The organism is Gemella sp. oral taxon 928, from assembly GCF_001553915.1.
GTDB classification, from domain to species: domain Bacteria; phylum Bacillota; class Bacilli; order Staphylococcales; family Gemellaceae; genus Gemella; species Gemella massiliensis.
This window is the reverse complement of the sequence record NZ_CP014233.1, coordinates 420237-443743: the sequence shown is the minus strand read 5'-3', so window position 1 is coordinate 443743 and position 23507 is coordinate 420237. Positions and strand designations below refer to the sequence as shown.

Annotated in this window: 27 protein-coding genes, 1 tRNA gene and 1 pseudogene; 10 read left to right on the top strand and 19 right to left on the bottom strand. The window is 29.3% G+C overall.

Going from position 1 to position 23507, the window contains the following annotated elements:
* Positions 1-92: 92 nt before the first annotated feature.
* The 12 genes and pseudogenes from rplS to AXE85_RS08215 form a co-directional block, all read right to left on the bottom strand.
* Complete coding sequence (gene rplS / locus AXE85_RS01970; protein WP_062172870.1) at positions 93-437, bottom strand: 50S ribosomal protein L19; 345 nt, start codon at positions 435-437, stop codon at positions 93-95.
* A gap of 229 nt (positions 438-666) precedes the next feature.
* Entirely contained in the window at positions 667-1347 is a 681-nt protein-coding gene (locus AXE85_RS01965) for a M48 family metallopeptidase (protein ID WP_062172868.1), read from the bottom strand.
* A 2-nt stretch (positions 1348-1349) separates the two neighbouring features.
* Positions 1350-2033 (bottom strand): YggS family pyridoxal phosphate-dependent enzyme, encoded by a 684-nt coding sequence (locus AXE85_RS01960; RefSeq protein WP_062172866.1) that lies wholly within the window; start codon positions 2031-2033, stop codon positions 1350-1352.
* A gap of 66 nt (positions 2034-2099) precedes the next feature.
* On the bottom strand, positions 2100-2549 hold the full coding sequence (locus AXE85_RS01955; RefSeq protein ID WP_062172864.1) for a DUF4064 domain-containing protein: 450 nt from the start codon (positions 2547-2549) through the stop codon (positions 2100-2102).
* Positions 2549-2998 (bottom strand): Fur family transcriptional regulator, encoded by a 450-nt coding sequence (locus AXE85_RS01950; protein ID WP_062172862.1) that lies wholly within the window; start codon positions 2996-2998, stop codon positions 2549-2551. Before AXE85_RS01950 ends, AXE85_RS01955 begins: the two co-directional genes overlap by 1 nt.
* A gap of 3 nt (positions 2999-3001) precedes the next feature.
* On the bottom strand, positions 3002-3577 hold the full coding sequence (locus AXE85_RS01945) for an NUDIX hydrolase (RefSeq protein WP_062172860.1): 576 nt from the start codon (positions 3575-3577) through the stop codon (positions 3002-3004).
* A 15-nt stretch (positions 3578-3592) separates the two neighbouring features.
* On the bottom strand, positions 3593-4513 hold the full coding sequence (gene rnz / locus AXE85_RS01940) for a ribonuclease Z (RefSeq protein ID WP_062172858.1): 921 nt from the start codon (positions 4511-4513) through the stop codon (positions 3593-3595).
* A 9-nt stretch (positions 4514-4522) separates the two neighbouring features.
* Positions 4523-4804, bottom strand: coding sequence for a cupin domain-containing protein (locus tag AXE85_RS01935; protein ID WP_062172856.1), 282 nt, complete (start codon positions 4802-4804; stop codon positions 4523-4525).
* Positions 4805-4807: 3 nt separating this feature from the next.
* A complete protein-coding gene (locus AXE85_RS01930; protein WP_062172853.1) occupies positions 4808-5683 on the bottom strand; it encodes a CvfB family protein in 876 nt (291 codons plus the stop codon).
* Between the two features lie 99 nt (positions 5684-5782).
* On the bottom strand, positions 5783-6196 hold the full coding sequence (gene spxA / locus AXE85_RS01925; protein WP_021752501.1) for a transcriptional regulator SpxA: 414 nt from the start codon (positions 6194-6196) through the stop codon (positions 5783-5785).
* A gap of 156 nt (positions 6197-6352) precedes the next feature.
* Complete coding sequence (locus AXE85_RS01920; protein ID WP_062172850.1) at positions 6353-8599, bottom strand: SasC/FmtB family protein; 2247 nt, start codon at positions 8597-8599, stop codon at positions 6353-6355.
* Positions 8600-9250: 651 nt separating this feature from the next.
* Positions 9251-10201: pseudogene (locus tag AXE85_RS08215) on the bottom strand (DDE-type integrase/transposase/recombinase); the annotation flags it as partial.
* A 168-nt stretch (positions 10202-10369) separates the two neighbouring features.
* On the opposite strand from AXE85_RS08215, the gene AXE85_RS01910 reads away from it, so the two are divergent.
* The 10 genes from AXE85_RS01910 to AXE85_RS08565 all read left to right on the top strand — a co-directional run bounded on the left by AXE85_RS01910 (position 10370) and on the right by AXE85_RS08565 (position 17925).
* Positions 10370-10453 (top strand) — tRNA-Leu (locus AXE85_RS01910).
* Positions 10454-10564: 111 nt separating this feature from the next.
* On the top strand, positions 10565-10888 hold the full coding sequence (locus AXE85_RS01905; RefSeq protein WP_082729112.1) for a PadR family transcriptional regulator: 324 nt from the start codon (positions 10565-10567) through the stop codon (positions 10886-10888).
* Between the two features lie 13 nt (positions 10889-10901).
* Positions 10902-11522 carry a DUF1129 domain-containing protein gene (locus AXE85_RS01900; protein ID WP_062172848.1) on the top strand — a complete coding sequence of 207 codons (621 nt, stop codon included), beginning with the start codon at positions 10902-10904 and terminating at the stop codon, positions 11520-11522.
* Between the two features lie 108 nt (positions 11523-11630).
* Positions 11631-12524 carry a cation diffusion facilitator family transporter gene (locus AXE85_RS01895; protein WP_062172846.1) on the top strand — a complete coding sequence of 298 codons (894 nt, stop codon included), beginning with the start codon at positions 11631-11633 and terminating at the stop codon, positions 12522-12524.
* Positions 12525-12739: 215 nt separating this feature from the next.
* On the top strand, positions 12740-13546 hold the full coding sequence (mvk, locus tag AXE85_RS01890) for a mevalonate kinase (RefSeq protein ID WP_062172845.1): 807 nt from the start codon (positions 12740-12742) through the stop codon (positions 13544-13546).
* Positions 13528-14439, top strand: coding sequence for a diphosphomevalonate decarboxylase (gene mvaD / locus AXE85_RS01885; RefSeq protein WP_062172843.1), 912 nt, complete (start codon positions 13528-13530; stop codon positions 14437-14439). Before mvk ends, mvaD begins: the two co-directional genes overlap by 19 nt.
* A complete protein-coding gene (locus AXE85_RS01880; RefSeq protein WP_062172841.1) occupies positions 14406-15404 on the top strand; it encodes a mevalonate kinase family protein in 999 nt (332 codons plus the stop codon). The genes mvaD and AXE85_RS01880 overlap by 34 nt, the downstream gene beginning before the upstream one ends.
* Positions 15405-15423: 19 nt before the next feature.
* On the top strand, positions 15424-16371 hold the full coding sequence (gene fni / locus AXE85_RS01875; protein ID WP_062172839.1) for a type 2 isopentenyl-diphosphate Delta-isomerase: 948 nt from the start codon (positions 15424-15426) through the stop codon (positions 16369-16371).
* A gap of 128 nt (positions 16372-16499) precedes the next feature.
* Positions 16500-17348, top strand: coding sequence for an ISL3 family transposase (locus AXE85_RS08570; protein WP_335339307.1), 849 nt, complete (start codon positions 16500-16502; stop codon positions 17346-17348).
* On the top strand, positions 17317-17925 hold the full coding sequence (locus tag AXE85_RS08565) for a transposase (protein ID WP_231723783.1): 609 nt from the start codon (positions 17317-17319) through the stop codon (positions 17923-17925). The genes AXE85_RS08570 and AXE85_RS08565 overlap by 32 nt, the downstream gene beginning before the upstream one ends.
* A 49-nt stretch (positions 17926-17974) precedes the next feature.
* On the opposite strand, the gene AXE85_RS01860 is transcribed toward AXE85_RS08565, so the two are convergent.
* The 7 genes from AXE85_RS01860 to AXE85_RS01830 form a co-directional block, all read right to left on the bottom strand.
* Complete coding sequence (locus AXE85_RS01860) at positions 17975-18133, bottom strand: hypothetical protein (RefSeq protein WP_062174664.1); 159 nt, start codon at positions 18131-18133, stop codon at positions 17975-17977.
* Positions 18134-18269: 136 nt separating this feature from the next.
* Positions 18270-18443, bottom strand: a complete 174-nt coding sequence (gene rpsU / locus AXE85_RS01855) for a 30S ribosomal protein S21 (RefSeq protein WP_003147339.1) — start codon at positions 18441-18443, stop codon at positions 18270-18272.
* Positions 18444-18757: 314 nt separating this feature from the next.
* A complete protein-coding gene (locus AXE85_RS01850; RefSeq protein ID WP_231723795.1) occupies positions 18758-19669 on the bottom strand; it encodes a class I SAM-dependent methyltransferase in 912 nt (303 codons plus the stop codon).
* Positions 19670-19911: 242 nt separating this feature from the next.
* Positions 19912-20271, bottom strand: a complete 360-nt coding sequence (locus AXE85_RS01845; protein WP_062172833.1) for a Spx/MgsR family RNA polymerase-binding regulatory protein — start codon at positions 20269-20271, stop codon at positions 19912-19914.
* A gap of 163 nt (positions 20272-20434) precedes the next feature.
* On the bottom strand, positions 20435-21679 hold the full coding sequence (locus AXE85_RS01840; protein WP_062172831.1) for an NAD(P)H-dependent oxidoreductase: 1245 nt from the start codon (positions 21677-21679) through the stop codon (positions 20435-20437).
* Positions 21680-21696: 17 nt separating this feature from the next.
* Positions 21697-22410, bottom strand: coding sequence for an NADPH-dependent FMN reductase (locus AXE85_RS01835; RefSeq protein WP_371524216.1), 714 nt, complete (start codon positions 22408-22410; stop codon positions 21697-21699).
* Positions 22411-22462: 52 nt separating this feature from the next.
* Entirely contained in the window at positions 22463-23398 is a 936-nt protein-coding gene (locus tag AXE85_RS01830; RefSeq protein WP_062172829.1) for an FAD:protein FMN transferase, read from the bottom strand.
* Between the last annotated feature and the right edge of the window lie 109 nt (positions 23399-23507).

Sequence of the window (23507 nt, the reverse complement as noted above, 5' to 3'; positions counted from 1 at the left end):
TTCAATCGTATTCCCTTTTATTATACCATATAATTTACATAAAAAATAATCCCAAAATCTAATTGATAATGGGATTATCCTTTAATTTTTTCTTATCGAATTTCTTTGATACGAGCAGCTTTACCACGTAAATTACGTAGATAATACAATTTAGCACGTCTAACTTTACCTTTACGTACTACTTCAATTTTCTCAACTTTTGGAGTATGAACAGGGAATGTTCTTTCTACACCAACACCGTTAGAAATTTTACGTACAGTATATGTAGCAGAAATTCCGCCACCACGACGTTTAATAACTACTCCTTCAAATTGTTGGATACGTTCACGTCCACCTTCTACGATACGAACATGTACTCTTACTGTATCCCCGGCTTTAAATTCAGGAATATCTGATCTTAATTGCGATTTAGTTACCGCTTCAATGATTTTGCTCATTATTCTTTCTCCTTTTTTTACAAAATGCTCGTTATTAATGCTTGATTAACAGAGGAACATCGTAATTAATGCTTTCACATCCTGTCTATTGTATCATTTTTAAAACTAAATAGCAAGAAAAAATTGAAAATTTTTATTAGTCAGCTAATTTTTTATTGTAAGTTAGGTTATAATAAAAAACTATATATTATTTCACAAATATTCCAGCAAGTTATACTTTCTTATTTTTTTACGATTTTTTTGAAAACTCCCTTAGCAATTTATCATTTTCCTTATAATTCGGATAAAATTTTCCTAATAACTTATAAAATCTAGGTGTGTGATGTGTTTCTAATAAGTGCGTCATTTCATGAACTACGATATGTTCTAAACATTCTATCGGGTATTTTGTAAGCTCTTCATTAACCCAAATTCTTTGTTTTTCTATATTACAAGTTCCCCAACGTGTCTTCATTTTTTTTATTCTAAGTTCGTTTACCTTAACATTCATTATTCTCTCATAATGTTTTACAAATTCTCTAGCCTCTGTTAGAAGAACTTGTCTTAACTTCCTACCCATAAATTTTTCTTTATCAGTTTTATCAGTAATTCCTAATATAATACTATTGGAGATAACTAAAAAATTTTTATCCGCATTTTCTACTAAAAGTTTTCTTTCTTTACCGAAAATATAAAATTTCTCTCCGGTTACATACTCTCTACTTGAATTGCTTTGGTTAATATTTTCAATTCTAGTTTTTACTTCTTTAATATTGTCACATACCAATTTTTTTATAATATAATTCGGTGTTTTGGGAGGTGCAGAGACTGTAATATTCCCATCTTTTTCAACTTTCAAATAAATATTTTTCATATTTTTTCGATATTTTACGATAATATCTAACTCTTCAACTGTAATATTTTTTTTCAAATTTAATCCCTCTTTAATTCATTCCCAACTAAAGCAGTTCCTATACGAATATGTGTTGCACCTTCCTCCAGTGCGATTTTATAATCATTGCTCATTCCCATTGATAAGTATTTACATGGAGCATAAGGTAAATTCAAATTTTTGATTCTGTCCCGTAGCATTTTTAATTCTCTAAAACAATTTCTCAATATAATTTCATCTTCAATAAACGGTGCCATTGTCATAAGTCCAACGACTTTTATTTTTGAATAGTTTTCTAATGATTTAATAAAATTCTCCGCTTCGTCGACTTTTAAACCGTGTTTACTTTCTTCACCGGATACATTCACTTGTACAAAACAACTAATTTCTTTTGTCGCCCTTTTATTGATTTCTTTGGCTAAATTTTCTCTGTCCAAAGCGTGAAAATAATCCACTTCATTTATCACATCTTTTACTTTTCTAGTTTGTAAACTACCGATTAAATGCCACGTATAATTTGGAAAAATATTTTTTCTTTTACTATAATTATCCGATCTATTTTCTGCAAAGTTTGTTATTCCTGAATTTATCACCTCCGCAACTCGTTTATCAGTTACATATTTTGTTACTGCTATTAACTGCACTTCCTCAGGATTTCTACCCTTTTTCTTACATATTTTTCTTATATTATTTTGGATATTATTAAAATTTTCTCTAATATTCATTTAATTATCACCTTTTAAATGTTTTATTGTTAAAGAGCATAACCAAGACAAATATGTTCGCCTTAATTACACTCTTTGTTCTTTGTTTCTTGTTAATATAATTCTAAGCCCTATAAGGAAATAAATTATACAGCTAATAAATAATATTCCTAAACTGAATACCAACAGCACAACACTGTATAACAGTAATAAAAATGCTACGATATTATGATTAATGCCTTTCTTAAATAACATAAATATCATCAAGAGAAATAAAACTATTAATAACGCAAAATATATCCAAGCAAGCTGTCCCATTACCTGAAAAATAAAATGCATATCTTTTGTTGATACATTTGCACTATCTTGTGTAAGTTTTGTTTGTTCTCTTATCTGATCAACAATTTTCGTGCGTAAATATTCATTACCAACATAATTTTTAAATAATTTTATAGTAGTTCCCAGAAAAATTATATAAATTACGTAAACTACACCGGCTATAAGTAATAAAATCTTCTCTAATTTATCAAGAACCATTACTTCGCACCTTTTTTATCTTTGCATTTTTTGCAAATACCATAGAAAGATAACGAATTATCCTGAACCTCAAATTCATACTCTTTTTTCATATACTCTATCAATTTATTAAATATTGGATTTGAGACTTTTTCTATTACATTACATTCTGTACATATTAAGTGGTGATGTAATTCTTCATTATTTGCTTGTCGTAGATGATATTTTGAAACACCGTTGTTAAATGAAATCTTCTCTAAAATTTTCAAATCATAAAATATATCTAAAGTTCTATAAACTGTAGCAATCCCAATGTCCGGAGTTTTTTCTTTCAGAATAAAGTACAATTCCTCCGCACTTAGATGCTTATCTTTATTTTCTATCAAAATCTCAACAATTTTTTCACGTTGTGGGGTTACTTTGTATGGTGATTTTTGAATTACTTTTATTATCTTCTCAAAAATATTCATATATTATAATTTTCCTTTCCTTGTTTTTAAATATAATAATGCCAACATTGTTTTACTATCTGTTATAACATTATCATCCAACAATTTTATCGCCTCATCTATAGGATATTTTTTCAAATTAATAAATTCATCTTCATCAGGATTTTGCTCACCTGCGTATTCCAAATTGTCTACATAATAAATGGTGATTAATTCTGAACTATACCCAAGTGCTACATGGACATCACAGATTTTTTCCAATCTATCTTCCGTTACAACATAACCGGTTTCTTCTTGAAGTTCACGTACTGCTGATTTTTTCTTATTATCAGCTTCTCCGTCTTCTAATTTACCCGCGGGTATTTCCAAAGTAACGCTGTCTATAGCTTTTCTATATTGCTCTACCAAAATCACCTCATTATCTTTTGTTACGGCAAGTATCGCTACAGCCCCTCTATGATTAATCAATTCTCGTGTTGATGTTTCCCCATTAGGTAAACTTACAGTATGAATTTCGACATCTAAAACTTTTCCTTTAAAAATTTTTTTCACTTCCACTGTTTTTTCTTCTAGGTTATTTTTTACGGTGTTGTTTTTCATAAGCTTCTCCAAATATTAAATTTTATATTCAGCAAAATCTTTTGCAATATAAGTATTACATTCCTTTAGCAACTGACTTTTCACTTCATTTTCAATAATTTTATCATATCTTGCACTAATATGAGTTAAATATAGATTTTTAATATTATTATTTTTTACCAAATTCTCTACATCAATTACACTTAAATGAGCATTTTTTTTAGCTAAGTTATGGTCTTTTTTATCTAAATATGTACATTCAGTAATGAATACATCACTTCCTTTAACAAAATCTCTCAACTCTATAAAATACCTTGTATCCGCTATGACGGTTATGACCTTTCCTTTTTTATCTTCTGATAAAAAATCTGTTGAATTATAAGTTTTTCCATTAAATTCAAAAGTATCTGCATCTTTTATCACCCGATAAAAAGGTCCGGGTTCTATACCGAGTGATTTTAATCTCTCAACATTTAAACTACCTTTTTGATCTTTAAAAACCATCTTATACCCATAACATTCTACATTATGTCTTAATGGGTAAGCATAAACGCTCAAGGTTTTATTATCTATTATACACTGTTCGCTAGAAAATTCAATAAATTTTATATTATAACTTAGTGAACAATATGTGAATTTCAAATTCATTAAAATATATTCTTTTATACCGACCGGCCCGTATATTTCTAAATCTGTACTTTTTTTATCCAACAAAAAACTTCGTGATGATAAAAAACCGATAAGTCCCAATACATGATCACCATGAAGATGACTTATAAAAATTTTTTTTATTTTGGTAGGTTTTATTGTTGTTTCCAATATTTGATGTTGTGTGGCTTCTCCACAATCAAACATCCAACACTCATGAAGTTCCTGCATAAAATTAAATACGATACTTTGAGTATTTCTAAATTTAGACGGTAGCCCCGCTCCTGTTCCTAAAAATTGAAAATTCATTATTCACCTTTATAATTTTACTATGAAGATCTGAGCATCTCCCAAGCAGGTAATAACGTGTTCAACCCCTGCCGGAACTTCCAACAACTCAAATTCATTTAAGATTTCAACTGTTTCTTCAAATGTAACTGTAATTTTTCCACTAATATTAAACAGTAATATATTTTTATTATTACTGTAAGAATCTGTTTGATTCCCTGCTTTTAAATTCATATGAACTACTTGATAACGTTCATGTTCTAATACTATTCCACCTAATAAAGCATTTTTATCTAATTTAACTTTTCTCATTTCTTATCTTCCTTTACGTTTATATAATCCATCTTCTTCAATCATTATTAATTTATTCTTAAACAATCTTCCCACAGCACGCTTGAAACTTCCCTTACTCATCCCAAAAACAGCTTTTATTTCTTCAGGAGATGATTTATCGGTGAAATCACAGTACCCGTTATTTTCGATATAATCAAGAATAGCCTGTCCATCTTTATCCATTCGTTCATAAGCACGTGGTAAAAATGAACCGTTTATTTCTCCGTTATCCTTTATCCCAATAACTCTAAGCGATACTTTTTCTCCAAGACGAGGCTCAAGTTCACGCTCCGATTCATGAACAAAAATTTTGTATCCATCTTTTGATAACAAGAATGTTCCTACTTTCATTAAACGATATGGGTATGCTTCCAAGTCTTTATTTTTTAAATTTTTTGTAGCTTTTGAATAAAGTGTTGATACTATTGTTTCCGTTGCAAGACGAGCAAAAAGTTGCCCTGTATAGTCACGACGCAATGTTATAAATAACTCATCACCTTCTTTTGGCCAAACACTTCGTAATTTTGGCAAATCTTCTGCCAATAATGGAATTTCTCGAGAAAAACCTATATCCAGACCTACCCTGTCTTCTTCTACTTTTACTACTTTGCTAAAGGCATATTCTCCGTAAGTAACTTCCGGAATATTAGGCGTTGAAAATAATTTTCCACTTCTTGAAGGATAAACAAACATTGAGTATTCTTCTCCTAGATTATAATTATTCAAGCTATCTACATCCGATTCATTACAATTTATTTCTTCTCCGTTTGGACCTTTAAATACAAGAGAAGAACTCTTTTTTTCTACAAGTTCTAAAAAATGAATTTCTCCCGTTATAAACTTAGTATCTTTTTCCATCTAATACCTCTTTCTTTTTATTATTAAATACTCATAAAAAAAGGTTGATACCTAATATCAACCTCTCTCTTCTTAGTTAAAAGCAGTATCAGGGCATACTTACTCAACTTCGCTCTTTATTTGTTTTAATTGATTTAATTGATTTACTCTAATTTCTTTTGGAAGAAATCTTCTAATTTCATCCTCGTTATATCCTACTTGTAATCTTTTATCGTCTACGATGATAGGTCTTCTTAGCATTCCCGGATTATCACGTATAATTTTATACAAATCTTGTATTGACATACTATCTATATCTAAGTTCAACTTTTGAAAGGTCTTAGATCTAAATGAAATAATGTCCTCTGTTCCGTGTTCAGTAATTGAGAGAATATTCTTTATTTCTTCCGTTGTCAATGCTTCAGAGAAAATATTTCTTTCTACAAACTCTATATTATTTTCCACTAACCAAGCCTTTGCTTTCCTACAAGAAGTACAACTAGGCGATGTAAACAATGTAACTACCACCAGCATTCACACTCCTTTATAAAAATAACATTAATATTTTTATAATCTATATACTCCTATATTATACTATATAAGTTATACTTTGGCAATATTATATTTAAAGAAATATTTTAATGTTTACCAAAAATAAGTATTGGAAACTAGTGTTAATTACTGTAGATTTTACTTTTTATTTTCTTTACGACGTTTGGCGATTAATAACATTCCTAATACTCCCAAAGCTAATCCTGAAAATGATAAATCTGTATTTTGTCCTGTATTAAACAGTTTTTTTATCGTTCTTTCATTAGTATTCAAATTGGATTTTTCTGGTAATATTTTTTTAAATTTATCCTTTTGTTTTGATTTTATTGATATATTATTAATTGCACTTACTCCCGCGTCTTTCGCTTTTGTCACGTCTTCGTTTGTTGTTGCTTCGTCTATTGCTTTATTCGCTTTGTCAGCTTCTTCTTTTGCTTTAGCTTTCACCGCTTCTTTTTCTTCTTTTGTTCCTTTACTTGCTTCGATTTCTGCCTCTTTTTCTTTAAGTATTTTGGCAATATCAAGTTTTTCTCTATCTTTTGTTAATTGAAGTTCTAAACTATTTATTGTAGCTTGATTAGCTTGATCTTGCACAGGTGTTTGATCTGTTTCCGCCAAAATTTTTTCGGCTTTACTTATGGTATTTTGCAACGCATTCCACGAATCTTTTGTATAATCTGACTGTTTTAAACCTGTTAATGAATTTTTTACAGTTTCTAGATTCTTACGAAGTTCTTCCTTGTACATTTTAACAGTTATTATTTGTGTATTTACTGTTTCTTTTCCTTGATTTTTTGTTTTGATACCACTTTGATTAATTACCATACCATTGGTTTCATAATTTACAATTCCTTCCAAACTTTCTTTTATCGGTGTATCAGCCGGTAATTGAAGTTTATAAGAAATTGTTTTAGATGTATGACTTTCAACTTTACCGACATTAACAGTTAACTCTCCATTAGATTCGGTGCCACCTGAAAGTACCTTCGCACCTTTTGGTAGTTTCACTTTATAGATTGTGTTAGCTGATGATTCCCAGCCTTTATTTTCCACTTTAACAGTTACGGTAACTTCAACCGTTTTTGCTATTTTTGATGATGAACTTACCTCATAATTCGTTTTGGTTACTTGGGATACTATATAAGAACCGCTGTTAACACGAACATTACTTACTACACCACCTGGATAAACTTTTGTTTTATTCTTGGTATCAAATTTATTATTATCCGTGTTTGCATGGTTATAATTGTCAGCATCCTCAAATGTTATTCGAATTCTTTTTACTGTTTTTGGAATATTAATAATCTTTCCGTCAAATTTCCCAAAGTTTTGAAAACCACTCCAATTAGGAACTCCGCTATATAAGATATTACTTAGATTATCAGCATCTGAAACAGTTAATTTTGCTCCGGCAAAACCATAAGCTGCTCCAAAACTTGAAGAATTGTATTTTACCAATAATTCAGAACCAGGAGTAACATCAAACTCCTGATATATGCCACCTATTGTATCAACTTTGGTAGTACCAGGATTACCTTGATTTGTTTTTTTCTCAGTATACCCACCCAAAACAGCTCCATATGGGGCGTTTGAATCAGAGGTATTTGAACCATAATCTGATTTTTGAGCATTAGCTATAGGTATTTCCGTTTGTTTAGTCGGATCTACAACTTTCCATCCTGCTACTTTATCTTTATCATTTGTCACTATATTAGTTGATCCTTGGGGCAATTGTAATCCTTGCCCTTGTTCAAAATTACCATTAATAATATTAAGTTTTTTTTCATTTTTGTGATGAGTGTCGTCTTTAGCTTCTGTTTCATTTACAGAACGAAAACTTGATGTTCCCATTCTTAAACTTTTATCCAATATACTATTAGATTCTATATTAGTTTTACTTGCCTGTATGTCAGATTTATCAGTCTTATTCCCTTTTATTTTAACTGATGTCTCTCTGTAATTATCCTCTTTTTTAGATTCTAGTTTAGAATTTACTATAGTTACCAATGATTGGTAAGCACTATCTATTTCCTTTTGAGAAGTAGCAGTTGACGAAATATTTTTTGCTTCTTTTAATTTTTGTTTTAAAATATTTATGCTTTCTTCCGTTTTATTTTTATAACTGCCATTTTCTAATTTTTCCTGAATATTTTGTATGTAAGCTGTTAATCGATTTTTTTCTAGTTCAACATTGGTAACTGCGGATACTTTCTCATTAACAGTTTTTTCTTCTGCATGGGCAACTCCCCCTACTCCTAGAAAAATTGAAGCAGCTACCGCTACCGAAGCCGTTCCTATAGTAAGTTTTTTTATTGAATAATGATTAAATTTTTCCCCTCTTTTTTCTAAATATAATTTATAATTATTTTTTCCAATTGTGTACATATTATATATCCTTTCATTTTATAACACTATGTTCAATTATCCTACTTTTTTCTTAATTTGTCCATAAATTTGGATATAAATATTTTGATATTATCGTTATAAAGTATTAACATAGTTAAAAAAATTTATAATAATAAAATATAAACTTGGATATTTAATGATAAAATTAAAATAAAAATAACGTTTCCAGAAAATAAAAATATAATTAGTTTAAATAATTTTATATTTAAAACAACGATAAATAATTTTAACCAACAAACTACTATAAAATGTTTTTTGCTCATAGTTTTATTACTAACTATATATACTCATCACAATATACACATTATAATACTAAATAAATTTTTGAATTTAATTTGAAAATTGTACATTTGTAAATGATGTGAGACAAAAAAAGTAAAAAATAAATACCAGATATAATAGAATTACATAGAAGCTAGCTTCTATGTAAACCGTATGAAGCCCCCGACGTAAATTACATTATTTTATTAGATTTGCCAGCTTTAATTCCTTAGAGAACATTTCGGATTTCTAAAACTTATTTGTCAAGGATTTGAAAAAGGCGTAGCCCTTGTCCTTGACAAATAAGTTGTGAAATCTATTATCTAACAAGGAATTATAAAGCCGGCATATTTTTATAGACTCTTTCCGTAGCTCTTTTCTTTTTTCAACAGGAGAAAGCCAATTTAAAGTCTGCATAGGAAGACGGTTAGAGCGATATAGATACTTTTTCATCTGAGATACAAGATCATCATACGAAAAGAAAGATAAATGCCTGTAAAAACGTTCATTATCATTTCTATGACTACGTTCAACCTTACCGTTATGTCTAGGAGTTCTAGGTCTAATAAGTTGATGTTTAATGCCAAGATTATTACACAATACATCAAAAGGGTGTATTCGTTTAGTATCTTTAAAATGCGTAAATTCAAAACCATTATCAGTTTGAATTATCTTAGGTTTATACCCAAAATAATCAATAGCCATTTTAACAAATTGAACAGTAGAATATGATGATTGTTCTTTAAAAGGGAAAATAAATCTTTCCCTAGTAGCTTCATCAATAATAGTATATTGATAAAATTTATCAGGAATTTCTCCTACATAACAACGTTTAGGAACATATTTCACATCAAGTTGCCATTTTTTACCAATTTCAGTAGGTGTATTATAGGGTTTAGGTTTATAAGGAATTACTTTTTTCTTAGTATCTTTATAAAAACCTAATTTTCTAAGCACTCTAAATAAAGAACAAGGATGTCTTTTATAACCTTTGTTGAATTTAAGTTTAGCATATAATTCAATCATAGAAATATTAGGATTACGTTTAATAAGATTTTTAATCCAAGACAATTCTTCAACTGTATGGGCGTTAGGGTGAATGGAATGAGGTCTATGAGACTTATCTATAAGAGACTCTTTAGTACCGTCATATTTTTTATTCCAACGCAAAAGAGAGGCTTTTGATATTTTATAGCGCCTACAAACAAAACGAATAGAGTTACCGTTTCTATAAGTTTTAACTGCAGCTATTCTTGTTTGTAAAGTATGAGGTATATATCGTTGTGTTTTTTCTATATTTTCTGTTATAATAGTTTTCATAAGACTAAATTCCTTTTTTTGATTTGTAGGTAACTTCATTATACAGGATTTACTCTTCTTTTTTTTATTATATGTCTCACATCTATTGTAACACTACAAAATTTTTGAATTTAATTTGAAAATTTTTTTGACAAACTATTACTATTTATGTTATTATATATAGGTAATGCCAGCATGGCGGAATTGGCAGACGCACTGGACTCAAAATCCAGCGATGGTGACATCGTGCCGGTTCGACCCCGGCTGCTGGTATAATTAGAGAAAATCAAAACGGTTTCTCTTTTTTTATCCAACTATTTTGTTTTACAAAATACCATAGATATGTTAGTATATTGTTAAACAAAGTACCCAAAGGAGATATTTATGAAAATTAACACATCTCAAATACTGAAAGGCACGCTCGAAGCATGTGTACTTAGATTAATTGAAAATAAGGATATGTACGGTTATGAAATAACTGAAGAACTAAGTAAATTTGGGCTTGAAATGGTTGCCCAAGGAACTATATATCCCCTCCTTTTAAAATTAGAAAAAGAAAAATTAATATCCAGTTATCTTAAAGAAAGTACCGATGGGCCTCCTCGAAAATATTATACATTGACATCTGAGGGTAGTGAATATATTGATGAATTTTCTCATGTTTGGCATCAAATATCAACTGCAATTAATAATATTTTACAACAATAAAGGAAATACACATATGGAAATATCAACATTAATTAAATACAATAATAAACTAAAACACCAATTAACGAAAGAAAATAAAAAACATTTTGATGAACTCTTAGTCTTTCTACGAACCAAATCCTTTTTTAAGGATGAAAAACAACTTGAAATAATATTACTTGAGATAGAGCAAGATCTTATTATCTATCAATCACAAGGAAAAACATTTATCGATGTTTATGGGGACGTCAAAAACTTGGCTAACAGAATTATTAATGAATTATCCGCCGCACCATTAAGACAAATATTACGACCTCTCATGATGTTAGCTTTAATATTTCTTAGTATAAATATTATTCCATATCTTTTTGAAGATAATATTTATCCGATATATACATTAGCAAGCAGTGTTACAAATATAATATTAAGTATATTAGCATTATATATTGCTTTTACACATAATAGATGGTACATTTATATATTTTCAGGGTTCTTACTCAGTATTTCTTTTACTATAATACCGCTTCTTACAACATACGGTTATCTTAATGTCTTAAAAGCATATTCTATCCCACTAACACCATTTATTACAGAAATTATATTATTTTTATGTTTAATTACAGTCGTTTATACAATTTTAAATTTTAAAAAATAAAAAGTTCGCCCAAGAGAAACAAATTTAGTTTTAAATTAAATATGTTTCTATTGATTAATTTTTTTAAAACTTGTTATAATAATTAAACACTAATTTTAGGAGTATATTATGGGTAACAATTCTATTTTTGATAAATTAAAAAAAGCTGAACAAGGGGCTAAGTTAAGTATTTTATCTTACTTAATTCTCACATTAATAAAACTTTCCTCCGGGTATTTATTTTATTCATCCGCATTGGTAGCCGACGGAATTAATAATGCAACGGATGTTATATCTTCGATTTTTGTTTTAATAGGTCTAAAAATTTCCAGAAAGCCTGCTGATGACGATCATCTTTATGGTCACTTTCGCGCTGAGCTTATTTCTACCCTAATAGCTTCATTTATTATGCTTTATGCCGGTATTGAAGTGATAATTTTTGCAATCAGAAAAATTATCACCCACAGTTATGAGCAACCTAATATGCTTTCTGCTATTGTTGCCCTTATTGCAAGTAGCATTATGTTTAGCGTTTATTTTTATAACACCAAACTGGCAAAAAAACTCGGCAGTAAATCATTGAAAGCAGCTGCTCTTGATAATCTTAGTGATGCTTTGGTTTCTGTCGGTACGCTTGTCGGTATTGTTATGACTTACTTCGGTATTCCTATAGCAGATTCGATAGTCGCAATAATAGTCGGAGCATTAATAGTTTGGACCGCTATTAATATATTTAAGGAAGCAACTTATGTATTAACAGATGGCGTTGATACTGAAACTATAGAAAAAATTGAGGCAATATTGCATAATATTGACGGTGTCATGTCTATAGTTGATATTAAGGGTCGTACTCATGGGCTACTTTATCTTATTGACATCACAATTACCGTAGATCCTAATTTAAATGTTAAACAAAGTCATGATATAACTGTTAATATAGAACGAAAATTAGCTAAAGAATTTTACTACTGCGAAACGCTAATTCACTTAGAACCTTACGGTATACAATGCCACAAACATTAAATAATTTAAAAAGCGATTAATAAAGTAATATGGCTGAAATTTTTTACTTACTTTATTGATTAGCTTTTTTATTTGTACTCTGTTATATGTTATGATATTTTTAACTTTACTTGTTTGACAAATCATCAAGGTATCAGTATAATTAGTGTACATTAGAATTTATAATTTCATTTTTGAAATTATTTTTAAAATTTAAAAATTTTTGCGAGGGTATTATGACACACGCTAAAGCAATTTTTTTTGGAGAGCATGCTGTTGTCTATGGATACAAAGGAATTACTATTCCACTTCCTGAGATGCAAGTTGATGTTACTTTAAAACAAACAAATACTGTTCAACAACGTGATAAAATATTAGATTTTATAGCTAACCGTTGTGATATTGATAAAACAACTGAAATTAATATTAACAGCACTATACCCGTAGGACGAGGTCTTGGCTCTTCTGCGGCACTTAGTGTTGCAATAGCTCGTTCAAAAAATATAACTGATGTAAAAACTATTGCCAACGATTGTGAAAAATTTATCCATGGAAATCCCAGTGGAATTGATGTTAATCAAGTTTTAAGCGACAGTCCGCTTCTTTTTTCTAAAAAGGACGGTTCTGAAATTTTGAATTTTTCTTTAAACAGCTTTTTACTTATTATTGATACCGGAGTTGTCGGTATTACTAAAAAAACATTAAAACACATAAAAGATAATTTTAAACAATACAAAAAATATATTGATAATCTTGGAAAAATTACAGATGAAGTAATTCCTTATTTAAAAGATAAAAATATTGATGTTATCGGTGAATATATGTATGAGTCTCATAAATTACTTCAAAAACTCGGTGTTAGTCATAAAAGTAATGACGAAGTTGTTGAAATTTGCAAAAAAAATAATGCTAAAGGTGCAAAATTAACCGGTGGTGGTGCCGGCGGATGTTGTATCTGTCTTAGTGATTCATTAAATAATGCAAGAAAAATTCAAAATTCGCTTAAAGAGAAAGGATATAACTCATGGATAGTTACAGTCTAGGTTATGCCAACATTGCGTTGGTAAAGTATTGGGGGAAAAAATCAAAAAATCCCGTTTTACCATTTAACCCAAATCTTTCACTTCGTTTAGACAATTTAATTTCAAAAACAAAAATCGAAAAAAGTTTATCCAATGAAGATGAGTTTTACATTAATAATGAAAAACAAAACAATGATGAAGTGAAAAAAATAATTAACTTTATTTCAAAATTCACTCCGCATGATAGAGAGAAAATCTGTATAAAAAGTTACAATACCGTACCTACTGCAGCCGGTCTTTCTTCCAGTTCCAGCGGTACTATGGCGTTAGTTCTTGCTTGCAACAAATACTTTAATCTTAATAAAACTACCAAAGAACTAATCGAAATATCTAAAGAAGGATCAGGCTCTTCTTGCCGTAGCTTTTACAAACTTGCTTCTTGGCTTGAGGACGGTAGTGTTGAGGAACTTTCTTGTTCACTTGATTTTGGAATGATGGTTCTTGTTGTTAACGAGAATAGAAAAAAAATCTCAAGTCGTGAAGCCATGGAACGTTGTGTTCAAACTTCTACCAATTTTTCCAACTGGGTTAATCAGGCAAAAAAAGATTTTGCAGCTATGAAAGACGCTCTTGAAAATAATAATTTTGAAAAAATCGGTGAAATAACGGAAAGAAATGCTCTACTTATGCACTCAACAACCAAAACCGCAACACCCGGTTTTTCATTTTTAACCGATGAAAGTTATCAGGCTATGAATATAGTAAAAAAACTTCGAAACAGCGGCTATCGTTGCTATTTTACAATGGATGCCGGTCCCAATGTTAAAGTTCTTTATCTTAAAGAAGATCAAGAAATATTATATAAGGAAATTTCTAAATTATGGAACAAAAAAATAATCATGTGTATGGAGTAGCTTATGGAAAACTCTATATTGCCGGTGAATATGCTATTTTAGAAGATTACTCAAAAGCAATCTTGCTCGGAGTTTCCAAAAAAATTACTGCCATTATAGAACCAAGTGACACAACTACTATTTTCGATACATTGTACAATAAAAAAATAACTTTAGATGAAGATAATAAAGATTTTCACCTTATACAAAATTTTATTAAATTTACTCAGAATTACTTAAGAAGTAAAAATTCATTTTCACTTACTATTTTAAATGAGCTACATGGAAAAAACAGCAAATATGGGTTAGGTTCTTCAGGGGCTGTTCTTGTTGCTATTGCTAAAGCAATGTTTAATTTCGAAAAAATTGCTTTTGACGATTTATTAATTTTTAAACTCGTTGTTCTATATAATATTAAACATAATATTTGCAGCTCTATGGGAGATGTGGCAGGGAGTTTAACACAAGGTTTAACTTATTACGAAAAATTCTCACACAACAAGCTTTTATCACTAATAGAAAAAAGTAATTCCGATAAAGAAGTAATTGAAAGTCCTTGGCATGGTCTTATTATAAGAAAAATATCAACGAATATACCGATAGAACTTTTTGCTCACTGGACAGGAGATTCTATTGATACAAGAGAACACATTAAACTTTGGAACAATAATAAAAGTAGTAAAATAGATAACTACTCAACTTTTATCAGGCAATCAAATACTTTAGTAAGTGAACTGTATTTAACATTTTTTACTAATGATGTTAATACATTTTTAAATACTATTAATAAAATCCGTAAAAATTTATTATTTTTAGAGAGTTTTTCCAATATCCCAATGGAAACTGCTCCAATGAAAAAATACATAGAAAAATTTCCGGCTGGAAAACAAAGCGGCTCCGGCAGCGGAGATATAGTTTTAGGATTTAAAAACTCTGATAAACCTTTTTCAATAAATCTAATATTGAAAGAATTACAAATAAACTAAGACGTAGAGAGGAATATATATGAGAAAAAATGATCATATCCGACTTGCATTGGAAGATAAAACAATACTAACCAGCTTGGACAACTATGCTATTGACTATTATAGTGTTCCACGCTTTGGATTAGAAGATGTTGATACCTGTACGAATATTTGCGGTATAAGTTGGCAATACCCATTCTATATTAACGCTATTACAGCCGGTGGTAAGGAATGTAATAAAATAAATCAGGATTTTATAGAAGTAAGTAAAATATGCGGAATAAAATTTTTCCCCGGCTCTTACTCTCCGGCATTAAAAAATAAAGAAGATGCACATGCTTACCCTAAAGGATATTCTGTCAATCTCGGCTTAGATAAATCGGTTGATGATATATTAGATGCAATTAAACAAACAAAAGCACAGTATCTTCAAATGCACACAAATCCACTCCAAGAAATGATTATGCCTGAAGGAGATCATAATTTTGAAACATGGTATTCCACACTAAAAACGATTAGCGAAAAATCTACCATACCTATTATCTTAAAAGAAACCGGCTTCGGTATGAACAAAGAAACAATAGAACTAGCTATAAACTTAAACATATCTGCTGTTGATATTAGTGGAAAGGGCGGAACAAATTTTGCAAAAATCGAAAATGGTCGTCGAGAAAAAAAATCCGGTTACTTAGAAGAAATTGGTTTAACTACAGCAGAAAGTTTGGAAATTGCAAAAGAATACCGAAATAGAATTGATATACTGGCTAGCGGCGGTATTAGAAATCCTCTTGATGTGATTAAATGCCTTGCACTAGGAGCAAAGGCTGTCGGAGTATCAAGGATATTTTTAGAAATTTTAATCAATAACGGAAAAGAAGCATTAATAGAAGAAATAGAACATTGGAAAAAAGAATTAAAATTTTTAATGATTTTAATGAATGCTAAAAATATACCTGATTTATACGGGAAAATACGAAAAGTACGTTAAAGAAGACGCTTAAATGAGTTTAGTTTAAGGGTTGTATAATAAATACGGGGCATGGGGAAAATCCATACCTCGTATTGTTTTTTAATATACAAAAAGACAAATATCCAATATAATTAAAGTGCAAAAAAATAAACTATGAAAGGATATCTGTCATCAATAATTTTAACACAAAAACAAAAGAAATAAAAGAGGGAGAATTCATTAAAAACCTACTACAAATAAAAGATAAAAATATAACTATTGAGAAAACACATAACGAAACTATAAAAAATAATCAAAAGTACTTTGTATTCAAAGGTACCTTAACATATAAACCCAAGAAGTGTGAATGCTGTGGTTGTCTTAATAAAGGTTATACTGTAGTTAAAAACGGCTTTAATGAACTTACTAGAATTAATCTATTAAAAATATCAGGTATCCCTGCTTATTTGGAACTAAGAAAGCAACGTTTCAAGTGTAAAACTTGTAATAAAAAATTTGTAGCTACTACTTCTTTTGTAGATAAATACTGTAGTATTTCTAAAAATGTTAAGTTTTCTATAATGAGTGATTTAGCTGATACTTTATCTTTTAAACAAATAGCCAAAATGAATAATGTATCGGTTAATACTGTTATAAGAACTCTTTATAAATGTAAATCCCATGTAGACATTCTTAACTATAATACCTTACCTGAGTATTTATGCTTTGATGAGTTAAAGTTTACTAAAGATAGTAAAAATGGTATGAGTTTTATTTTTTTAGATGCTTTAACTCATGAGATTATTGATATAGTTGATGGTAGAACTGAGTATATTTTAAATAATTATTTTTCCAGATTTTCTAAAGAGGCTAGAAGTAATGTTAAGGCTATTTGTATTGATATTTATACTCCTTATATGAAGTTGATTAGAAATAAGTTTCCTAATGCTGAAATTGTTATAGATAGGTTTCATATTATTCAAAATGTTAATAGAGAACTTTATTCAAAATGTTAATAGAGAACTTAATAGAACTAGAGTTAAGCTAATGAATATTTACAAAAAACAAAAAGGTATTAATTATACTCTTTTAAAAAATAATTGGAAGTTAATATTAGAAGATGAAAGTAATGTTACTCATGGTAGGTTTTTCTTTAATAGGAGTTTTAGGAGTTTAGTTACTAGACGTGATATTTTAGATTATTTATTAGGATTAGATTGTATATTTAAGGCTAGCTATGAGAGAGTTCAGGATATTAGATATGCAATAAGGTATAGAAATGAGTTGGAGTTTAAAGAATTAATTGAAAAATCTACTATCGATTTATCTGATGGTGTTAGTAAGGCTATTAATACTATGAGAAAACATAAAGGGTATATGCTTAATAGTGTTAGGTATTCTATTTCTAATGGTTCTTTGGAGGGTATTAATAATAAGATAAAGGTTTTAAAGAGAGTTTCTTATGGTTATAATAGCTTTTATAACTTTAGATTACGCATTTTAGTTGTTTCTAGGTTATTTGTTTCTGAGTATAAAAATAATATTTCTTTTAAGGGCGTTTTGAAAAATGCCAAGCAACACTGCATTGCTTAGCATTTTATCCTTATTTTTTCTCATGCCCCGTATTTGACACAGAGCCAGTTTAAGTATCTTCTTTATTTTCTAATTTAGCAATCCTCTTAACTGCTTTTTTTAAATCTTCATCCATTTTTAATATTTTTGTTTTATTTTTTTGATTTTCAGCTATTAAATACCAGCATGATACTAATAACATAAAATTCAAACAAATTATTGCAAACATATATTCTCCTTTTTTTAAACTTGGCATTTATAAAAAATTCCTACTTGAGAATTCAAGTAGGAATATACCTATCAAAATAAATCTAAAAGAGGGAAATCTTTAGACTATTCCTTAATAAATTTTTACAATTTACCAATTAGTATTTACGTTTTCTAGCCGCTTCAGATTTTTTCTTACGACGTACGCTTGGTTTTTCGTAGAATTCACGTTTACGAACTTCTTGGATAGTTCCATTTTTAGAAACAGCACGTTTAAAACGACGTAGTGCATCCTCTAGTGATTCATTTTTACGAACTACAGTTTTTGACATTGGATTTCCCTCCCTCCGATAAAAAAAAGTCTAATCTTAATACAATCAAACGACCGTAAATTAAAATAAATACATAAAAGTCATTTAATTAATTCGATTGCTTAAGCAATCTACTTAAACATTGTATTATATAATCAAGGTATTGTCAACCTTAAAGACAAAACAAACCTATAAAAATAATAAAAAATATATATAATTTTTATCAAGTTTTTAAGTAATGATAAACTATAATGAAAATTTTGTTAGCTAACTTGGATTAATTATAAAACCGATACAACTCTTTTATAATGAAATGTTTTTGATAAAGCTCTATATTATCTTTCCTTTAACCACTTTTTAAATTCTTCTATAAAGTTTGAATATTGTTTTTTATTTTGATAACTTGGGATTTCTGCTAAAAACACTTGTTTAGGAAGCAGCTTCTGTTCTTTTTTAGTTATTAAAATAATAACTTTAACTTGCTCATCAGTTTTAAACATTTCTACAGGTAATGTTATCACGGCATTAAGATTAATATCTTTTTCTAAAAATTTTTTAAACTTATTATCAAGTTCCAAAACCTTTCTAGAAACTACCAATATTCCAATTCCATCATCTTTTAAATAGTTTACCGTTTGCTCTATAAAAAGAAGAGAATTAAGGCTATAACCATTATTACTACATAATTTATAATTTAAGCTGTTGTCAATATCAGCATAATATCCAAACGGAACATCGCTTACAATAATATCCTGTTTTTTTATATCTAACGGTTTTAAGACATCTTGATTAATAATATCAACATTCGTTTCCAATAAATTAAAAATATTTTGTTGAAGTTTAACATAATTATTATCAACATCAATCGATGTTAATCTTTTCTCTCCGTTGCTTAAAGCTGCAATATTTATTAAAAAATTTCCACTCCCACTTGCAAAATCTGACACACTTATACTTTTTTCACCGAAAATACATTCTATTAAATGAGAAACATACATTGTTATTATTTCCGGGGTAATGCTGTAGCTTGGATCATTAAGTTCTTTTAGTGACTTCAATAGAAGAAATTGATACGCTTTTCTTATAGTTTCTTTTGAGTAATTATCAACTATTTCAAAATAATCTTCATCTTTTTCTAATGATAAATAATTTATCAATGATTCAAAATAAGTATTATTACTTCTATTTTCTTCCGTTTTTCTATCAATCTTGAAAAATAATTCTTCTAATTCCGACAATTTTCTCACTCCATAATTTTATTATACATAAATTATAATATAACCGCTGATATTTAACAACTCTATCCTTAAAGTATTAAAAATGTATTTCTAACGGCTATTGCAGTACATTCAAAAGAAATTCAAACTACCAGTATTAAATTATATTTGCTGAAATTTAAAAAATTATTAAATATAGTAAAAATAATCAATCAGCAAATAACTTCTATAGATATCTATTTAGTTTTAGAACTTATTAATTAGTTATTTAATTAAAGTAAAGCCTGTTCCCATTGCTCTTCTTTATATCCCAACAGCAATATATCATTTTCCAAATCAAACGCTAATGGTCTTTTTATCAACATTCCATTATCTACCAACAATTTTAATACCTCATCTTCTGTTAAATCGGCTAATTTATCTTTTAATTTTAATTCTTTATAAACTAAACCGCTGGTATTAAATAATTTTTTTATAGGTATATTAAACGTAGCTAATATCTTTTTAAAATTTTCAATAGACGGCGTTTCTTCTTTTACATTAAAATATTCTGCTTGTATATTATTTTCTTTTAATAATTTTTTTGCTTTTTTACATGTAGAACACGCCGGATATTCATAAATATAAAGCATATTTCTTCTCCTTTTATTTCTTACATTTTCTAAATTAATAATAATTTTTAATATTAAATATTATAGTCTTTAAGTAACTATTGTGTAAAGAAATATGCTTAATATACAAAAAAGCTAAAAATTCCTTTAATAAAATTATATAAAGGAACTTTTAGCTTTTTAACTATGCAGATGCACCACTTGTTGCGTCCGCTGCCGGTGTTGCTGCCGGTGCACCATGTGAATGACCTCCGCCGGATGCGCCGCTTGTTGCATCTGCTGCCGGTGCTTGTGCATAACCACCGGACATCGCCATACCATTTTTTACTAATGTCTGTCCTGTTTGTTTTAAATACCAGTCAACAATAGGTTTAAAATCTAAAATATACTCGTTAATTCCGGCATATTTTCCGTCTTTATCATACATTGCTTGATAGTTATGAACTACATATTTATCCGGACCGTGTGTTGGAACATGAGTTCTAAATACATCGATCTGACCTGAACGAAGTAAACCTACTAACCAGCTAACACTTCCATGCACTCTTTCGGGGTGAACCGCTGATAATGAGCAACCAACTTGTTCCGGTCGACGTTTAGCTAACATTTCATGCTCTTCTTTATTATAATTATAGTATAAGAATTGGTTATTACTATCGGCATAAGTTAATTCTATCGGCATAGAATTTAGGAAACAATTTAATTGATCTACAGTTAAAATACCACGATCAAGTTTTACATAGGTATCACCTGATACTGCATTTACTTTCTCTGCAGCTTTTTCATACCAGTCATCATCATTTCCTTCAACACCTTCTATAGTTGTAGAAATTTTCCCGCTAGCTGTTAAATCTTCAGGCGGCGTCGGTTTTCTCTCTGCTAAAGATTTTGCAACGGTAGCGAATTTTGCAAATTTAGTTAAACATATTCTAAGATATCCAATAGTACGTTCATCTTTGATATTTCCATTTTCATCAAATGCCTCTTTTGCTTTTCCTAAAAGAAACTCATTTCCCGGGAAAACTATGGCATTTACTCCCGGTGCGTCCAACACTTGACGTAGGTGAAGTTGAGCACGTGATGACCCTTGGTCATAATAAGAAGCTCCAACTACCATAACCGGTTTATTTTCGAATGGATGTAATTCAAACGATAACCACTCTAATGCACTTTTTAGCGATGCAGTTATTGTGTGATTATGCTCGGGTGTTGCAATAATAACTCCATCTGATTGCAAAATTTTACGATTCATTACTATTAAATCTTTATTTTCTTTAGAATGGTCTTCATCTTGGTTAAACATCGGCAAGTTTGTAATATCCAATAATTCCAAAGTAAATAAATCTTTATATTCTTTTGCTATAAATTCCATTAATTTGCGGTTGTATGAAACTTCCGCATTCGAACCTACAATTCCTACTAATTTCATATGTCTACACTCCTATTCTATTTTAACTCTTCCCAAGAAAAGTTTTCTATTTCTTTTGCTGCTTGTTTATGAGCATTCATTAGTTTTTCAGTAATTTTAATAAACAGTAAGAAATCTGCAAATAAACTATCTAATTTTTGAACAGTTTCCGGATTACTAATATCCCCTACTTCATCAAATGCTTGTAATGAATGACCTAATAAAAATTCCGAACTTGGCATAACTCGTGCTTTGACTTCCGGAGAATCTAAAATCTGACGAATATGTGCCTGAGCACGTGATGAACCAAGTGTACCGTAAGATGCACCGGTTAACATTACAGGTTTATCCAATAGTGGATGAATTCCATAAGATAACCACGCTATTAAACTCATAAGTGATGCCGGAACTGCGTGATCATACTCCGGAGAACTAATAATAACTCCATCAGCAGCTTCTATTTTTGCTGCTATTTCAGTCACCTGCACCGGAAGAACTTTATCAGCAGGTTTGTTAAATAAAGGAATATCTTTTATTTCAACTAACTCTATCTCCGCCTTATTTGCAAAATGTTTTTGAATATATTGTAGAAGTTGGCGATTTGTAGATTTTTTAGAATTTGTACCAACTATACCAATTAATTTAACCATCTTTTTATGTCCTTTCCCTTTTGTTATATTATTTTTTTCAACCGTAGTTTTGTTAGAAACTTCTTTATTATTTTTTTTAGAATTTTTTATCTCTTGAACCAATTTTCATAACCCTCCTAAATATTTAAAAGCATCTTATATTATTACAATATCTTTATCTAACTATACTGCTTTCCAAACCGTCAGAATAATATACCTCACCGGTGGTAGTAACCACAACCCCCTCTATATCAGGTAACGAATGTAACTTATCCATTATTTTCTCAACACTTTTCCCAAATAGCCGTGTTGTCCAAATTTCACCATCAACAGACAAATTAGAAATAATTGTTAATCCGGCAACGTTAGTTTCAACCGGATAACCGGTTTTAGGGTTAAGAATATGATGATAAGTATTTCCATTTTCTGTGTAATTTCTTTCATAAATTCCGGAAGTTACTACAGACTGATTTTTTATTTTTATTGTAAAAATATGATTACCTCTACTAAGAACGGGGTCTTGAATACCTATCCGCCAATAATAATCCGGATTATGAAGAGCATTTCCAAACGTTAAAACATTTCCGCCTAAATTAATAAGCCCTGAATTTACTCCTCTTTGTTTTAAATATTTCACCAGTAAGTCGGCTATATACCCTTTAGCTAAAGCTCCCAAATTTATAGCCATTCCTTTTCTTGTTAAATAAACTGTTTGTTCTTCATCGTTTAATATAATTTGGTTCGGATCCGTCAACAATAATAATTTTGATATTTCTTCATCTGTTGGAACTTTTGCATCTTTAAAACCAATTCTCCAGCTTTGAACGATGGGACCAAGTGCAATATTCAGTAAACTGTCATTTGCCAAACTGTGTTTTTTTCCTATCTTTATTAATTCGTATAATTCCGGCTTTACTTTAACAGGTTTTATACCGGCATTGTGGTTTACAATCATAAGTTCTGAACTGTCATCATTAGCACTAAATCTATGTTCATATACTTTTAATAATTCTATAGTTTCATCAAGTATTAATTCAACCTCTTCTTGATCATAGATTGTAATATCAATCGCTGCTCCCATTAGTTTTATTGACCTTGTTTTTAATTCCATTACATTCACCTCAAAGTCCAAATTATAAAAAACTATTTTTAAAACTTAATTAACTTAAGTTTTATAGTATATAATATATATTTTACAATAAATAATTATTTTGTTAATA

Bases quoted from the DNA above. Each gene is read 5' to 3' on its own strand.
- AXE85_RS01895 (WP_062172846.1), top strand. From the start codon at position 11,631: ATGGGTAACAATTCTATTTTTGATAAATTAAAAAAAGCTGAACAAGGG.
- AXE85_RS01900 (WP_062172848.1), top strand. From the start codon at position 10,902: ATGGAAATATCAACATTAATTAAATACAATAATAAACTAAAACACCAA.
- AXE85_RS01920 (WP_062172850.1), bottom strand. From the start codon at position 8,599: ATGTACACAATTGGAAAAAATAATTATAAATTATATTTAGAAAAAAGA.
- AXE85_RS01840 (WP_062172831.1), bottom strand. From the start codon at position 21,679: ATGAAATTAGTAGGAATTGTAGGTTCGAATGCGGAAGTTTCATACAAC.
- mvaD (WP_062172843.1), top strand. From the start codon at position 13,528: ATGGATAGTTACAGTCTAGGTTATGCCAACATTGCGTTGGTAAAGTAT.
- AXE85_RS01830 (WP_062172829.1), bottom strand. From the start codon at position 23,398: ATGGAATTAAAAACAAGGTCAATAAAACTAATGGGAGCAGCGATTGAT.
- rpsU (WP_003147339.1), bottom strand. From the start codon at position 18,443: ATGTCAAAAACTGTAGTTCGTAAAAATGAATCACTAGAGGATGCACTA.
- AXE85_RS01930 (WP_062172853.1), bottom strand. From the start codon at position 5,683: ATGGAAAAAGATACTAAGTTTATAACGGGAGAAATTCATTTTTTAGAA.
- AXE85_RS01950 (WP_062172862.1), bottom strand. From the start codon at position 2,998: ATGAATATTTTTGAGAAGATAATAAAAGTAATTCAAAAATCACCATAC.
- mvk (WP_062172845.1), top strand. From the start codon at position 12,740: ATGACACACGCTAAAGCAATTTTTTTTGGAGAGCATGCTGTTGTCTAT.
- AXE85_RS01905 (WP_082729112.1), top strand. From the start codon at position 10,565: ATGAAAATTAACACATCTCAAATACTGAAAGGCACGCTCGAAGCATGT.
- AXE85_RS01880 (WP_062172841.1), top strand. From the start codon at position 14,406: ATGGAACAAAAAAATAATCATGTGTATGGAGTAGCTTATGGAAAACTC.
- fni (WP_062172839.1), top strand. From the start codon at position 15,424: ATGAGAAAAAATGATCATATCCGACTTGCATTGGAAGATAAAACAATA.
- AXE85_RS01845 (WP_062172833.1), bottom strand. From the start codon at position 20,271: ATGCTTTATATTTATGAATATCCGGCGTGTTCTACATGTAAAAAAGCA.
- AXE85_RS01945 (WP_062172860.1), bottom strand. From the start codon at position 3,577: ATGAAAAACAACACCGTAAAAAATAACCTAGAAGAAAAAACAGTGGAA.
- rplS (WP_062172870.1), bottom strand. From the start codon at position 437: ATGAGCAAAATCATTGAAGCGGTAACTAAATCGCAATTAAGATCAGAT.
- AXE85_RS01935 (WP_062172856.1), bottom strand. From the start codon at position 4,804: ATGAGAAAAGTTAAATTAGATAAAAATGCTTTATTAGGTGGAATAGTA.
- AXE85_RS08565 (WP_231723783.1), top strand. From the start codon at position 17,317: ATGTTAATAGAGAACTTTATTCAAAATGTTAATAGAGAACTTAATAGA.
- rnz (WP_062172858.1), bottom strand. From the start codon at position 4,513: ATGAATTTTCAATTTTTAGGAACAGGAGCGGGGCTACCGTCTAAATTT.
- AXE85_RS01860 (WP_062174664.1), bottom strand. From the start codon at position 18,133: ATGTTTGCAATAATTTGTTTGAATTTTATGTTATTAGTATCATGCTGG.
- spxA (WP_021752501.1), bottom strand. From the start codon at position 6,196: ATGCTGGTGGTAGTTACATTGTTTACATCGCCTAGTTGTACTTCTTGT.
- AXE85_RS01955 (WP_062172864.1), bottom strand. From the start codon at position 2,549: ATGGTTCTTGATAAATTAGAGAAGATTTTATTACTTATAGCCGGTGTA.
- AXE85_RS01960 (WP_062172866.1), bottom strand. From the start codon at position 2,033: ATGAATATTAGAGAAAATTTTAATAATATCCAAAATAATATAAGAAAA.